At 67.2% G+C, this 14,325-nt stretch carries 10 protein-coding genes; 6 read left to right on the top strand and 4 right to left on the bottom strand.

Annotated elements, in window-relative coordinates; genetic code table 11:
- Positions 1-57 precede the first annotated feature (57 nt).
- Positions 58-288 (top strand): hypothetical protein, encoded by a 231-nt coding sequence (locus ACO2Q4_RS08180; protein WP_311758562.1) that lies wholly within the window; start codon positions 58-60, stop codon positions 286-288.
- A gap of 914 nt (positions 289-1,202) precedes the next feature.
- Here the strand turns inward: ACO2Q4_RS08180 and ACO2Q4_RS08175 are convergent.
- From ACO2Q4_RS08175 to ACO2Q4_RS08160, 4 genes are all read right to left on the bottom strand, one after another.
- Positions 1,203-1,856, bottom strand: a complete 654-nt coding sequence (locus ACO2Q4_RS08175) for a YjbF family lipoprotein (protein WP_311758563.1) — start codon at positions 1,854-1,856, stop codon at positions 1,203-1,205.
- Complete coding sequence (locus ACO2Q4_RS08170) at positions 1,853-4,060, bottom strand: YjbH domain-containing protein (RefSeq protein ID WP_311758564.1); 2,208 nt, start codon at positions 4,058-4,060, stop codon at positions 1,853-1,855. Before ACO2Q4_RS08170 ends, ACO2Q4_RS08175 begins: the two co-directional genes overlap by 4 nt.
- Positions 4,061-4,144: 84 nt before the next feature.
- Positions 4,145-4,984, bottom strand: coding sequence for a hypothetical protein (locus tag ACO2Q4_RS08165; protein WP_423318532.1), 840 nt, complete (start codon positions 4,982-4,984; stop codon positions 4,145-4,147).
- Between the two features lie 134 nt (positions 4,985-5,118).
- A complete protein-coding gene (locus ACO2Q4_RS08160; protein WP_423318530.1) occupies positions 5,119-6,501 on the bottom strand; it encodes an L-serine ammonia-lyase in 1,383 nt (460 codons plus the stop codon).
- Positions 6,502-6,732: 231 nt separating this feature from the next.
- On the opposite strand from ACO2Q4_RS08160, the gene dusB reads away from it, so the two are divergent.
- From dusB to ACO2Q4_RS08135, 5 genes are all read left to right on the top strand, one after another.
- Positions 6,733-7,758, top strand: a complete 1,026-nt coding sequence (gene dusB / locus ACO2Q4_RS08155; protein ID WP_423318528.1) for a tRNA dihydrouridine synthase DusB — start codon at positions 6,733-6,735, stop codon at positions 7,756-7,758.
- Positions 7,755-8,921: a two-component system sensor histidine kinase NtrB gene (locus ACO2Q4_RS08150; protein WP_311758568.1), complete on the top strand. Its 1,167-nt coding sequence runs from the start codon at positions 7,755-7,757 to the stop codon at positions 8,919-8,921. The genes dusB and ACO2Q4_RS08150 overlap by 4 nt, the downstream gene beginning before the upstream one ends.
- 8 nt (positions 8,922-8,929) lie before the next feature.
- A complete protein-coding gene (locus tag ACO2Q4_RS08145; RefSeq protein ID WP_423318526.1) occupies positions 8,930-10,423 on the top strand; it encodes a response regulator in 1,494 nt (497 codons plus the stop codon).
- Positions 10,424-10,507: 84 nt separating this feature from the next.
- The gene (locus tag ACO2Q4_RS08140; protein WP_390908092.1) at positions 10,508-12,766 is read left to right on the top strand and encodes a sensor histidine kinase NtrY-like; all 2,259 of its coding nucleotides are present in this window, start codon (positions 10,508-10,510) and stop codon (positions 12,764-12,766) included.
- Positions 12,763-14,151: a sigma-54-dependent transcriptional regulator gene (locus ACO2Q4_RS08135; protein ID WP_311758571.1), complete on the top strand. Its 1,389-nt coding sequence runs from the start codon at positions 12,763-12,765 to the stop codon at positions 14,149-14,151. The genes ACO2Q4_RS08140 and ACO2Q4_RS08135 overlap by 4 nt, the downstream gene beginning before the upstream one ends.
- Positions 14,152-14,325 lie beyond the last annotated feature (174 nt).

The raw sequence follows: 14,325 nt of genomic DNA, 5'->3' as shown, positions 1-14,325 counted from the left end.
TGTCTCACCGATGTTGCCCGAGATGGCAGCCTTCAAAGTACTGAACGGAGCATGATCATGACCAAAGTTGCTACCTTTGCCCTGGCCCTCGGCCTGACGGCATCGTCCGCTCTCGCCGGCGGCTACGTCGCCCCCGTCGTGGATGTCGAGCCGGTCGTCGTCGACGAGAAACCCGCGTCGACCAACGCTGGCCTCGTCGTTCCGGCTCTGCTGCTGCTGGGCGTTATCGCCGCTGTCGCTTCGGATGACGATGACGACGACGACGACGACACCACCACCGCCGAGTAATTTCCGCAAGGAAACTTGGTATCAAGGGCTGACCCCAGTGGTCAGCCCTTTTTCATTTGTTTCAGCGCCGCTTGCGCGCATGATCTGAGAAAACCACGCATCCCTGCGCGGGGAACTGAGGGTCGCGCTGCTTTGGGCGCCGACTGTCCTGGGTGTGGGGGGATTCGCGCGCGTTCCGTCGTCGGCGGTCTTGTCTGGATTTCCAACGGCGCAGTGGGTCGGGGGTGGGTGCGTGCCTTGCCACACTGACCAGCGAGTGAGCGGCCACGCCGGCTCGCCAACCCGTTTAGATTTGCATCGCTTTTGCCAATCGACACCGATCACGTTGCAAACCGCCGGGTCGCAAGGGGACGCTGCCCAGCTGGGGGTGAGCCCGTCGGTCATCGGCCGGGTTGTCCCGAGTCGCCCAGTCGCTGACGGGTCATCGGCAAGGCGGACTCGCCCGCCGCTCTGGTCGGTAAGCCATCCCGTGAGGGCAGAAGGCAGATAAGGCGCCTGCTTGGCCAGAGGCATTGGTTTTGGCCGCCATTTGACTGCTCCGCGCCCATCAAGCGCACATAAAGAGCCTTGGGCATTCAGGCAGGGCTCGCGTCTCGCTGCCTCATCTACCCGGCGAACAAGTCTCGGCCCGCATCCTCTCTGGGAACTGTGGGCAGCAGCCAGCCGACCTGATGTGTGCTGTCACAAGATGCAAGGTCCGGCGTGGGCTGTGAGGGGCCTGCTTCGCGCCAACCGAAGCGCAGGGGCGCGGAGAGAGGCGCTGACGCTGCGCAGGGCGCTACCGGTGCCCGGGTCGCCGCTCTGGACGGTTTGATCGCCCCACGGCGATCTCAGGCCGCCGCATGAACCAGACGCCATGAAAAAGGGCCCGGCGCAAGCGCGGGCCCCCGTCGTTTTTCTGGATCTGCCAGCCCTCAGGGCCGCAGTTCCTGGATCGTGGCATAGCCAAGGTCCGGCCCGATCCATTGGCGCGAGACGGTGACGCGGCCATTCTGGACCAGATAGTTGTTCTGGAACTTCAGCGGGCCCTTTTCGCAGCTTTCGATCATCACGCCCGGTTTCGGGCCGCGACCGATGGTGCAATCCAGCGTCAGTGGGCTTTCCAGCCCGTCGCCGGTCCAATAGCGCATGACGCGCTTCGCGGGGCCGCTTTGGCCCGCGCGGATCAGCGCCGCCGATTGCGCCATCTCGGCCACGGACAGGTCGTGGCCAAGGCCGCGGGTCCCGGCCAGCATGCCGTTGCGCAGGATCAGGGCCTGCTCGTTCTGCGTCATATAGGTGCGCTGGCCGGCATTTTCGCCGGTCATGGCCAGAACCTGGGTCGTGTTCGCACGCTCCAGCGTGACCATGATCAGCGGCCCCTTGTTCACGCGCAGCGCGGTCGCGGCCATCTGGTTCGGATCGACCTTCTCGGCGACCTCGGCCCGGTCGCGCTTGGCCACGGTCTGCCGCGCCGCCTGAGCCAGCAGGCCGGGGATCGAGCCTTCTTCGCTGTCGACATTGCCACAGGCGCCAAGCATGGCGAGCACGGTCGCGCCCAGCAGGAAACGCATCTTGGTCCCGATCATCGCCAGAATTTCCCCCAACCTTGGTAAAGTTGCCCGGACTGGCTGTCGCGGACCTTGTCGTAAAGCCTGCCTTGCACGCGCAGCTTGTTGCCGCCGTCGCGCGAAAGCGAGCGGATGTCCCCACCGACGCGGCGCATCGAGGGTTCGCCCGTTCCCCAGGCCAGCGGGATCGAGATGCTGACGCCCTTGTCGAACGATCCTTCGCCGAAGTCCTCGGCGCTGATGTCGGTCTTGCTGGCCCAGGCGCCGACGCGCCAGCCATTGGCGAATTGGCGCTCGACCGTCAGGGTCGCGCCCTTGTCGCCCGCAAGATACTGGCCGACGTCAAGCTGGGCGCTGATGCCATTGTCCCAAGCGTAATAGGCCGAGACAAATCCGGTCGTGACCTCATAGTCGCGGAAGCCGAAGACATCGCGGAAATCGCGCTTCTTCACCCGGCTGATTTCGGCGCCAAGAGCAAGGTTGGAATTGGTCGGCCACCACAGCGTCTCGGCCGAGACGCCGCCGAAGGCGCGTTCAAGCAGGCCGCCGGTGAAGCGGGTATAGACCGTCGGCGTGGCCTTGGCATACCAGCTTAGCGTCAGACGCGGGATCGTCGGGCTTTTGTTGGCCGAATACATCCGGCCGTCCGAACGCACGCGCGGCACGCCGCCCGGTCCGATATCGGTATCCAGATCCTCGTATTCCTCGGGCGACATGCCGTTCGGACCTTCCTGCTCGGTCGTACCGAACAAGCGTTGGCGGATGCTGCCGGCCAGGACCAGGCCCGGCGTCGGTTCGTATTCCATGGCGAGCTCGCCGCCGACCTCGTATTTGAACGGCTCGTCGGGGTCGAAGATCGAGGTGGACAGGTAAGGCTTAAGCGCCCAGCGAAAACGCGGGAACATGCCTTCGGAATAGGTCAGGTCGCCCGGCCGCGGCACGGCATCCGTCAGCACGGCGACACTGGCGATCTGGCTGGCCTCGGTGTTCTCCAGCCGCTCGACATCCGAGCGACGCAGCGTGACCGAGGTGGTCGGCAACCCGTCTTCCGAGAAGGTGATGACCATCGTCTCGACCGAGGGCGGCAGCGCCCGCGTCATCAGCCGCGCCGTGCGGCCAAGCGCCTCGGCACCTTGCATATAGCGGCGGTTGCGGATGCGGACCTCGGCGCGGTTGGCGCTCAGCGACATGGATTCCAGCGTCTGGCCCTCTTTGTCCAGCGCCTTCTGCAAGGCTGCCTGAATCGCGGGCTGCGCGGTCGGATCCGCCGACCAGGCGCCGGACCAGCCTTCGGGATCGGCCGAGGGCGAGGGACGCGGCCGAACAGGCGCCGGTGCCTTTTCGATACCCGAGGGGAAGGGGGCCTGGTTCGGGCCCATGGCCACGCTGAATTGCAGCCCGACCGTCTGGGCGCCCAGCAGATAGCCGCTCACCTGGTAGTTCTGGCCGAAGTTGTAGCTGACGCCCAGGTTGATGTTGTTCTTCAGGGCGTCATGATCGCTGAGCCAGACCGAGCGCTGGCAAGTGTCGGCGTCGCCGGTTTCGCAGGCATAGTCATCGCCGGAATATTCGGCGGTCAGTGCCAGCTTGTCGGTTGCCTGCCAGGTGGCGTTGATAAAGGGCGCCATCTCGCCCTTGAACCACTGGTCGACATTGGGCTTGCCGCCCTCTTCCTCGTCCGGTCCGGGCCGGTCGCCGAAGGGGCTGCCGATGCCGCCCGACTGCGCGAGCCGGCCCCAGCCAAGGCCGGCGCTGACGCGCAGGCGCGGGTTGATCGTCTTGGTCGCGACGATGTATTCCGCGCTGTAGAAGCCGGTGCCCATGAAGTCCTGCAGACCGATCGCCATCGCCGGCAGCCAGCCATCGGGATCCTCGTCCAGGAACTGGTAGCGCAGGTCGAAGCTGCGGTCCCAGACATAGCCGCGGCTTTCCTCAAGGCTGTCGAAGCGGCCATAGCTCAGCGAGACGCTGAGCCGGGGCAGCGCCTGGAAGACCAGGGTGTTTCGGCGGGCAAGCTCGGAATAGCTGAGCGTGGCGCCCAGCGTCGCGTCCGGCAGCATCTCGGCGCTGGGAGTGTCGATACCCCCCGGCAGGCCGCGGCCGTTCAGCTTGTTGCCGATCAGCGGATCGGCCCAGGCGTCCGGGGCGCCAAGGCCGATGAGCAACGCCGCCGGCAAGGTCGAGGCCAGCAATCGGCGGGTCAGGAACGAATGGGCGCGCATCGGCGTGTCCTCTTGGATGGCATTCCGCAGGAGGGCTGCGGACGACAGGACCGGCGCAGGGGGTGCGCCGGCCCGACGATGGGCTTACTCGCTTGCGGCGGGCGGCGTCGGCGGCAGGACCAGTTCCGGGGCCGGGACCGCGCTGCTGCCGGTGGTCGCCGCAGGGGCGCTGTCGGTCGCGGGCGCGGGCGTCTCGGCCGGGGCCGGGGTCGCGGGTTCCGCTGCCGGCGCGGGCGTCGCGGCCGCCGGTTCCGTCGTCGTCGCAGGCTCGGTCACGGCCGGGGTCGTGGTTGCCGGAGTCGAGGTGCTGTCGGTGGCCGGGGTGGTCGCCGTCGTCGCTGCTGCTGCCGCTGCCGGCTCAGCCGGCTTCGCCGCGGGGGCCGCCGGTTTCGCCGTCGACTTCGGTTTCGGCGCCGAGGAAGATGCCGTCACCTGCGCCTTGGGCATGGTGTCGGTCGGCTGGGCGCAGCCCGTCAGGTTCTGGCTGCCAAGGCGCAGCTTGGCGGTGAAGGGCGTGTTCATGTCGCCCGCCTTGCATTCGCCCGCCTGCACGTTCAGCGAGAAGACCTGGCCGTTCATGGTGCCGACGAATTCGACGCCGCGGGCATAGGTCATGCGGCGCACCGAAACGGCGGTGGATTTCTGGCCGGGCCGTTCCAGGACGGCGCGCTTGTCAGATGCGGTTGCGGTCCAGCCCGCCCCGGCGGCGCGGAACATGGCGGTGTTCATCGTGCTTGCCTCGCCCGTCGCGACGGCGACGCCTTCGGCCCCGGTTTCAATAGGCTGGTCGATCGGAGACACGGCCGGCGGGCCGGAATGGCCGGCGGGTGCTTCGGGTTCGGACGATTTCTGAAAGGGCAGCTCGCCGCAAGCGGTCACGGCCACCGACATCGCCAGTACGGCAAAAGCCGAACGGAATTTCATCTGCTCTGTCCCGGTTCCTTGGAATTTTGATTAGAACAATCGCTACAGGAACCCCCCGATTTGGGCAAGAGTCACGAGCCCGTGCAGGCGCGGGGTGTGACTTCCTGCGCAAAGTTCCGCGCGGGCGCGCGGGCTCAGCAGTTCGGGACGTTGACCGCCAGCCCCCCCAGCGAGGTCTCCTTGTATTTCTCGCTCATGTCCTGTCCGGTCTGGCGCATCGTCTCGATCGCGGCATCCAGAGGCACGAAATGCTGGCCGTCGCCGCGCAGCGACAGGCTGGCTGCCGAGACCGCCTTGATCGCGCCCAGACCGTTCCTTTCGATGCAGGGCACCTGCACCAGCCCGCGCACCGGGTCGCAGGTCATGCCCAGGTGATGTTCCAGCGCGATTTCGGCCGCGTTCTCGACCTGGCGGGGGGTGCCGCCCAGCACCGCGCAAAGCCCCGCCGCAGCCATGGCGCTGGCGGAACCCACCTCGGCCTGACAGCCGCATTCCGCCCCCGAGATCGAGGCATTGTGCTTGACCAGCCCGCCGACCGCCGCTGCCGTCAGCAGGAAGTCGTCAAGCTGGCGTTCAGACGCGCCGGGGACATGGTCCAGCCAATAGCGGATGACCGCGGGCACGACCCCCGCCGCGCCGTTGGTGGGGGCGGTCACGACCTGGCCCCCGGCGGCGTTTTCCTCGTTCACGGCCATCGCATAGGCTGACATCCAGTCGTTGATGACATGGGGTGCGGTCAGGTTCATCCCGCGCTCGGCCAGCAGGGCCTCGTGGATGCCCGAGGCGCGGCGGCGGATCGACAGGCCGCCGGGCAGGGTGCCCCCGGTCGCAAGTCCGCGATCCATGCAATCGCGCATGACCTGCCAGATGCGCGCGATTCCGGTCGAAATCTGGGCATCGCTGCGATGGGCGCGTTCGTTCTCGCGTTTCATCTGGGCGATGGACTTGCCCGATTTTTCGGCCATGTCCAGCATCTCGGCGGCGGTCGCGAAGGGAAAGGGCACGCGGGGCGCGTCGTCGCTGCGGGTTTCGTCGCCGCGGGCGGCAAGCTCGGCCTCGGTCAGGACGAAGCCGCCCCCGATCGAGTAATAGACCTCGCGGAAGATCACGTCGTCCTGGGCGTCGGTCGCCATCAGCACCATGCCGTTCGCATGGCCGGGCAACGCGTGGTCGAAATCGAAGATCAGGTCGCGTTCCGGGTCGAAGACCAGCTCGCCCAACCCCTCGGGGGAAAGATGCCGGCTGGCGCGATTCTCGGCCAGCGTTGCCTCGGCCCGTTCGGCAGCCAGCGTTTCCGGCAGGAAACCGGCAAGGCCAAGGATGGTGGCGCGGTCGGTGGCATGACCCTTGCCGGTAAAGGCCAGGCTGCCATGCAGGCTGGCGCGCAGCCCGTGCGCGCGGAAGGGCTGGGCGCGCAGCGCCTGCAGGAAGCGCCCGCCGGCGACCATCGGCCCCATCGTATGTGACGAGGACGGCCCGACCCCGATCTTGAAGATGTCGAAGACCGACAGAAACATCGCGCAATTCCCTTTTCGTCCACTTCTTCAGTTAATCCCTGTCGCCGCGGCCTTCCAGTGCCGCTGCGACGTCGGTCCTGAACTCCTGCGACATTTGACGACACGAAGTCTGCGCGGTATTTACTCACAAAGCCGCTATTTTGGGCAAATATTGCCGGGGGTGCGGAGCCTGCCGATCGGGCACTCGCCCTTTTCTTTCGCATTCCTGCCGCGCGTCATACGAGTTGCCCCATGAGCCTGCCCGAACCGATCCTTCTTGGCGATACGCCGCTTGGACCACCCGTCTTTCTGGCGCCGATGGCGGGCATCACCGATTTGCCGTTTCGCCGCGCGGTTGCACGGCACGGCGGGGCGGGACTGATGGTCAGCGAGATGGTCGCCTCGACCGAAATGGTGACACCCCGCCCCTCGACCCGGATGGCGGTGCGCGCCAAGGCAATGACCGAAGGCGTGCTGCCGGTCAGCGTCCAGATCGCCGGGCGCGAGGCGGGGGCGATGGCCGAAACCGCGCGCATCGTCGCCGGGATGGGCGCGCGGATCATAGACATCAACATGGGCTGCCCGGCCAAGAAGGTCACGGGCGGCCTGTCGGGCGCTGCGCTGATGCGCGATCTTGACCATGCGCTGGAGCTGGTCGAGGCGGTGGTGGGCGCGGTTCCCGACCTGCCGGTCACGCTGAAGATGCGGCTTGGCTGGGACGAGGATTGCCTGAACGCGCCCGAGCTTGCCGCCCGTGCCGCGGCTGCGGGGGTCAGGATGCTGACCGTGCATGGCCGCACCCGCGCGCAATTCTATACCGGCCGCGCCGATTGGAGCCGCATCCGCAAGGTCGCGAACCTGCCCGACCGTCCGCCGCTGGTGGCGAATGGCGACGTGGTGGACGCGGCCTCGGCGCGGCTCGCGCTGGAGCAGTCCGGCGCGGATGCGGTCATGGTCGGCCGGGGGGCGCAGGGTGCGCCCTGGAAGCTGGCGCAGATCGCGCATGATCTTTGGGGCACGCCCGCGCCGCTGATCCCGCAGGGGGCCGCGCTGGCCGATGCGGTGGCCGAACATTACGAAGACATCCTGTCGCTTTATGGTGCCGAACTGGGCCTGCGCGTCGCCAGGAAACACCTTGGCTGGTATGCCGAGGCGAATGGCGCCCCGAACCGCGCCGAGCTTTTGCGCGCGCTGTCGCCGGATGCCGCGCTGGCCGCGATCCGGGCCGGATTTTCCGACGCACGCACTTCCGAACCCTATGCCGAGGCCCCTGAATGACATTTCGCGCCAGGACGACGACCCCCGGGACGGCCGCAGACGAGGCCGGGCTTCCGGGCGATTTCGTCCCGGCCGCAGTGGGGCCAAACTGGTCCGCATTGCCCCTGCCGGCGATCATCGTCGATGCGCAGGGGCGGGTCGCCGGCATGAACGACCTTGCCGAGGCCTTCCTGAACATCTCGCGCCGCTCGGCCATGGGGGTGGCGCTCGAGGGCCCCGAGATGCAGAAGCGCCTGCATATCGTGCCGCCTGTCTCGGAAATCCTTGACCGCGTACGCGAGGGGCACGAGGCGCTGAACCGTTCGGGCGTGCGTTTCGAGATCGGCGACCGCGTCGGCGGCCATGCCGACCGCACCGCGACCGTCCATGCCGGTCCGGTCCCCAGTCCCGAGGGCGGGATCGTTCTGCTGATCGCGCCCAGCGACGGCACCGGGCGTCTGGGGCAGGGACGCGCCGTCCGTTCGGCCGCGCGCTCGGCCATCGGCATGTCCGAGATGCTGGCGCATGAGATCAAGAACCCGCTGGCCGGGATCAGGGGCGCGGCGCAGCTGATCGGGATGAGCCTGGGGCCAGAGGATCGCGACCTTGCCGACCTGATCGTCGCCGAGTCCCGGCGCATCGTCGAGTTGCTGGACCAGGTCGAGCGTTTCGGCGACACCTCGGCCCCGAAGCTGGCCGAGGTGAATGTCCATGACGTGCTGGAGCGCGTCCGCCGCTCGGCCGCGGTCGGCTTTGGCAAGGGATTGAAGATCGTGCCCGATTACGATCCCTCGCTGCCGCCGGCGCTGGCCGACAATGACCAGCTGGTGCAGGTCTGCCTGAATCTGGTCAAGAACGCGGCCGAGGCGATCCGCCGCGCCGGGCGCGAGACCGGCACCATCCGCATGCGCAGCTTCTATGACGGCACCCTGCGCATGGCCCCGACCGAGGCCGAACCCCATGGCCGCAGCCTGCCTTTGCAGGTCGAGATCGAAGATGACGGACCCGGCATCCCCGAGGCCATTGCCGATCAGGTCTTCGAGCCCTTCGTCTCGGGACGTGAAAACGGCACCGGGCTGGGGCTCGCGCTGGTTTCCAAGATCATCACCGACCACGGCGCCTGGATCAATGTCGAATCCCGGCCGGGTCGCACCGTATTCCGCATCTCTCTTCCCAAAGCCTGAGGTTTTTCATGGACGGCACCGTTCTGATCGCTGACGACGACCGCACCATCCGCACCGTTTTGACCCAGGCCCTGACCCGCGCGGGATGCCGGGTTCACGCCACCGGCTCGCTCGCGCAGCTTTTGCGCTGGGTCGAGGAGGGGCGTGGCGATCTGGTCATCACCGATGTGATGATGCCCGACGGCAATGGCATCGACATGATCCCCGCCATCCGCCGCCTGCGTCCCGACCTGCCGGTGATCGTGATCTCGGCGCAGAACACCATCGTGACCGCGATCCGCGCGACCGAGGCCGCGGCCTTCGATTACCTGCCGAAGCCCTTTGACCTGCCCGACCTGATGAGCCGCGCAGGGCAGGCGCTGTCACGCCGCGTCCGCAAGTCCGACACTGCACCGGCAGCAGCCCCGGCAGGAGTCCCCGCGCCGGAGGCCAGTGCGGACCCCGCGCTGCCGCTGATCGGGCACGCGCCCGCGATGCAAAGCCTGTTCCGCATGGTCGCGCGCGTCCTGAATGCCGATCTGCCGGTGATGATCGCGGGCGAGGCGGGCGTGGGCAAGACCGTGGTCGCGCGGTCCTTTCATGATCTGTCGGACCGGCGCGATGCCGGGATCGCGGTGCTGACCTCGGCGGACCTGTCCGAGGAAGCCATTCACCGCGCCGCCGAGCGCGCCGCCGCGGGCACGCTGCTGATCGAGGATCCGGCCGGTTTCGGTGCCGCTGCGCAGGCCCGCCTGATCGGCATGATCGAGGCATGGGAGGTCGGACCGGGCCGCAACCAGATGCCGCGCCTTGTGTCGACCACCGGGCCCGAGCCGCAGGCCGACGTGGCGGCGAGCCGTTTGCGCGCCGATCTTTACTATCGCCTTGCCGGGGTGACGATCACCGTGCCGCCACTGCGCTCGCGCGTGGACGACATCCCGCCGCTGGCACGCCACCTGCTGGCGCGCGCGGCCTCGCAGGGATTGCCGCATCGGGCGCTGTCGGATGGCGCGACGGCGCTGGTCCGTTCCTATCCGTTTCCGGGCAATGTGCGCGAGCTTGAGAACCTGATGCGCCGGCTGGCGCTGACCGCCGCCGCGGCCGAGATCACCGAGGCCGAAGTCAGGATCGCGCTGTCGGAAACCATGCCGGTGCAGCCGGGCGTCGCGCCCGCCTCGGTCGTGGCGCCGACGCCACGCGCGGCCGCGCCGGTCGCCACGCTGATGCCGGTTGCGAATCCGGCGACGGCTCCGGTTGCCGAACCCTCTAACGCGCGGCTTGCGCAATCGGTCGAGATGCATCTGCAGCGCTATTTCGACCTGCACGGCGACCAGCTGCCGCCGCCCGGCCTTTACGACCGCATCCTGCGCGAGATCGAAAAGCCGCTTCTGGAGATTGCGCTGGATGCGACCGGCGGAAATCAGCTGAGATGTGCCGATTTACTGGGAATCAACCGCAATACGCTGCGCAAGAAGCTGACCGACCTGAATATCGAGGTGACACGGCGTCGTAAGCTGATGTAAAACGGCCACAGATGGCCACGGCGGAGTCGCTGAACGGCCACATAACGGCCGCGATACAGCGGCGAAGCCGTGAGGTCGGACGAGTTGGCGGGAACGCTCTCAAGGGGCACATGGGAACGCGTCGCAAGATTGCGGCGCAAGCGGCTGGTGCGCAATGCCGCGACGCTGGGGCTGGCCGTTCTGGGGCCGGTGCTGGCCGCGCTGACATTCGCGGTGATGGGGCCACTGGCCCATGTCACCTCGGGGGGTGCGCTGCTTCGGCTGGTGCTGCTGGCGGACCTTCTTTACCTGATCGTCCTGACCGGCATGGTGATCGCGCGCATGACCGGCATCGTCGCAGCGCGGCGCCGCTCGGCGGTGGGTTCGCGCCTGCACATGCGGCTAGTCGGGGTCTTTGCCACCATCGCGCTGGTGCCGACCGTGCTGGTCGCGCTGTTCGCGGGCCTGACCGTCAATATCGGGCTGGAGGGCTGGTTCTCGAACCGGGTGCAGCAGGTGGTCAGCAGCTCGCTTTCCGCGGCAGAGGCCTATCAGGAAGAACACCGCCGCGATCTGACCAATGACGCCAAGCTGCTGGCGGGGGCGCTGACCCAGGCGGCGCGGCAGAACCCGATGCTGGACGACGGCGAATTGCGCCTGCTGCTGGGGCAGGGGCAGGCGCTGATCCAGCGCGGCCTGCGCGAAGCCTATGTCGTCGACGGGCGCGGCACGATCCGCGCGCGCGGTGAACGCAGCTATCAGTTCTGGTACGAACAGCCCTCGGCGCAGGAGTTCGACGAGGCGCAGGCGCAGGGGCTGGTGCTGATCCAGGACTGGCAGAACAACGAATTTCGCGCGCTGGTGCCGCTGGCGCCGTTGGCCGACCGCTATCTTTACGTCACCCGCGACGTGGACGGGAAGTTGCTGGGCCTGCTGGACGATACCCGCCAAAGCGTCGGCGAATACCAGCGGCTTGAACAGGAACGCGGCCGGGTACTGCTAGAATTTTCTCTGCTTTATCTTGGCTTTGCGCTGCTTCTGGTGGCCGCCGCGATGTGGCTGGGCCTGTGGTTCGCGGACCGATTGTCGCGGCCCATCGGGCGGCTGGCAGAAGCCTCGGAGCAGGTCGGCAAGGGCAATCTGGACCTGCAGATCCCCGAACCCGATACAGGGGACGAAATCCAGACCCTGGGCCAAAGCTTCAACCACATGACCCGCCAGCTGAAACAGCAGCGCGAGGAGCTGGTCGAAAGCTATCGCGTCGCGGATGACCAGCGGCGGCTGTTCGACAGCGTGCTGTCCTCGGTCACGGCGGGGGTCATCGGCCTGGACGCGGCCGGAGAGATCGACTTCCTGAACCGCTCGGCCAGCCGGCTGCTGGGGCTTGACCCCGCGCGCGCCCATGACCGGCTGCTGTCAGAGGCTGTGCCGGAATTCGCGCCGCTGTTCGACCGGCTGGCGCAATCCGTGAACGAATGGGTGCAGGACGAGATCCGCCTGAACCGCGAAGGTCGCGTCGAAAGCCTGCTGGTGCGCATGGCGATCCGGCGCAGCGCGGCGGGTGGGCTGGAGGGCTATGTCGTCGCGGTCGATGACGTGACCGATCTTGTCTCGGCGCAGCGCATGGCGGCCTGGGGCGATGTCGCACGCCGCGTCGCGCATGAGATCAAGAACCCCCTGACCCCGATCCAGCTTTCGGCCGAGCGGCTGAAGCGCAAGTTCGCCCCGATCGCGGGCGATGACCGAGATGCGCTGGAGCAATATACCGAGGTCATCATCCGCCAGACGAACGATCTGCGCCGGATCGTGGACGAGTTCTCGCGCTTTGCCCGCATGCCTGAGCCGGACCGCAAGGAAACCGACATCGCCAAGCTTCTGCGCGACAGCGAATTGATGCAGCGCGATGCCCTGCAAGGCGCGCTGGTCAGCCAAATTCCCGATCTACCGATCATCGTCGATGCCGATGCCGGGATGATGCGGCAGGTCTTTACCAACCTGCTGAAGAATGCCGGCGAGGCGCTGGACGAACTCCGCGCCGATCCGAAGCCGGGATGGCAACCCCGGATCGACGTGACGATGGAGGCCGCGCCCGATGCGGTCACCATCCGCATCATCGACAACGGCCCCGGCTTGCCCGAGGACCGTTCGCGGCTTTTCGAACCCTATGTAACCATGAAACAGGGCGGCACCGGGCTGGGCCTGCCCATCGTCAAGAAGATCGTCGAGGAGCATGGCGGCCGTTTCACCCTGACGGACGCCCCCGGCCAGCAAGGCGCGATGGCCGAGATCCGGCTTCCCCGCGAAAGACAGCCCGTGCGCCTTTCGGCGCGGCGCCAGAAACCAGAGCAGGACCACGTGAAATGACTGACATCCTAATCGTCGACGATGAAAAAGACATTCGCGAGCTGGTCTCGGACATTCTCAGGGACGAAGGTTACGCGACCCGCCTTGCGGCAAACTCTGACCAGGCGGTGGCGGAACTGAACCTGTCCGAACCGGCGCTGATGATCCTGGACATCTGGCTGAAGGACAGCAAGATGGACGGGATCGACATCCTCAAGCAGGTCAAGCGCAACAATCCGGACGTGCCCGTGGTCATCATCTCGGGGCACGGCAATATCGAGATCGCGGTCGCCGCGATCAAGCAGGGCGCCTACGACTTCATCGAGAAGCCCTTCAACATCGACCAGCTTCTGGTGGTGATCCGCCGCGCGATGGAGGCGTCGCGCCTTAGGCGGGAAAACAGCACCCTGAAACGGGGCGAGGCTCGCGCGGCCGAAATGCTGGGCAACTCTGCCTCGTTCCGCAAGTTGCGGGAACAGCTGGACAAGGTGTCCAAGTCGAACGGTCGTGCGATGCTGTCGGGCGAGCCGGGGGCGGGCAAGGAAATGGCCGCGCGCTATATCCATGCCCACAGCCCGCGCGCGCGTTCCCCCTTCATCCCGGTGCCCTGCGCCACGATCGAGCCAGAGCGCATGGAAGAAGTGCTGTTCGGCCGCGAGACTTCCGAGCGTGGGATCGAGCCGGGGCTGCTGGAGCAGGCGCATGGCGGCGTGATCTATTTCGATGAAGTCGCCGACATGCCGCTTGGCACCCAGACCAAGATCCTGCGCGTGCTGACCGAGCAGCAGTTCCAGCGCGCGGGCGGCACCGACAAGGTCCGGGTCGACCTGCGGGTGATATCCTCGACCAACCGTGACCTTGGGTCCGAAATCGCGGCGGGCCGTTTCCGCCAGGAACTGTTCGACCGGCTGAACGTGGTCCCGGTGGCCGTGCCCTCGCTGGCCGAGCGGCGCGACGACATCCAGCACCTGGCAGAATATTTCATCGAGCAGTTCCACGCCCAGCAGGGCCTGCCGCAACGCGCCCTGCCAGAGGAAACCCTGGCCGCCCTGCAGGCGATGCCCTGGCCGGGAAACATCCGCCAATTGCGCAACGTGATCGAACGGGTGCTGATCCTTGGTGACGGCACCGGCCCGATCCAGCCGTCGGAACTGGAAAGCCAGGGCGCGAGCAGCGGCACCGGCGACGCGCTGGCGCTGGGCCCGCAGATCACCAGCCTTGCCCTGCGCGAGGCGCGCGAGCTGTTCGAGCGCGAATACCTGATCGCGCAGATCAACCGTTTCGGCGGCAATATCAGCCGGACCGCGCAATTCGTCGGGATGGAGCGTTCGGCCCTGCACCGCAAGCTGAAGTCGCTGGGCGTCGTCGGCGGCATGCGCGTCGAGGAGGAACTGGTCGGGAAGTGATCTGTCCGACCCGCATGCGGTGCCCGTGGCGGGCGTCGCATGGGTATTTGGAAAACGGTGAAGAGCCATCGGCCCGGCGCAGCGCCGGGCAACGGCTTTGCGGGCGGCGGTTTTTTGCGGTATCCGCCCGGTTCCGGCCGGGTTAGGATCGGTCGGGCTGGCGAAGGGGGACCG

This window comes from Paracoccus sp. KR1-242 (assembly GCF_049446195.1).
GTDB classification, from domain to species: Bacteria; Pseudomonadota; Alphaproteobacteria; order Rhodobacterales; family Rhodobacteraceae; genus Paracoccus; species Paracoccus broussonetiae.
Note: the sequence above shows the minus strand (reverse complement) of the source record. Positions and strands in the feature narration are given on the sequence as shown.

Excerpts from the sequence above, each read along its gene's own strand:
- ACO2Q4_RS08180 (WP_311758562.1), top strand. The coding sequence starts at position 58 with ATGACCAAAGTTGCTACCTTTGCCCTGGCCCTCGGCCTGACGGCATCG.
- ACO2Q4_RS08175 (WP_311758563.1), bottom strand. The coding sequence starts at position 1,856 with ATGATCGGGACCAAGATGCGTTTCCTGCTGGGCGCGACCGTGCTCGCC.
- ACO2Q4_RS08170 (WP_311758564.1), bottom strand. The coding sequence starts at position 4,060 with ATGCGCGCCCATTCGTTCCTGACCCGCCGATTGCTGGCCTCGACCTTG.
- ACO2Q4_RS08165 (WP_423318532.1), bottom strand. The coding sequence starts at position 4,984 with ATGAAATTCCGTTCGGCTTTTGCCGTACTGGCGATGTCGGTGGCCGTG.
- ACO2Q4_RS08160 (WP_423318530.1), bottom strand. The coding sequence starts at position 6,501 with ATGTTTCTGTCGGTCTTCGACATCTTCAAGATCGGGGTCGGGCCGTCC.
- dusB (WP_423318528.1), top strand. The coding sequence starts at position 6,733 with ATGAGCCTGCCCGAACCGATCCTTCTTGGCGATACGCCGCTTGGACCA.
- ACO2Q4_RS08150 (WP_311758568.1), top strand. The coding sequence starts at position 7,755 with ATGACATTTCGCGCCAGGACGACGACCCCCGGGACGGCCGCAGACGAG.
- ACO2Q4_RS08145 (WP_423318526.1), top strand. The coding sequence starts at position 8,930 with ATGGACGGCACCGTTCTGATCGCTGACGACGACCGCACCATCCGCACC.
- ACO2Q4_RS08135 (WP_311758571.1), top strand. The coding sequence starts at position 12,763 with ATGACTGACATCCTAATCGTCGACGATGAAAAAGACATTCGCGAGCTG.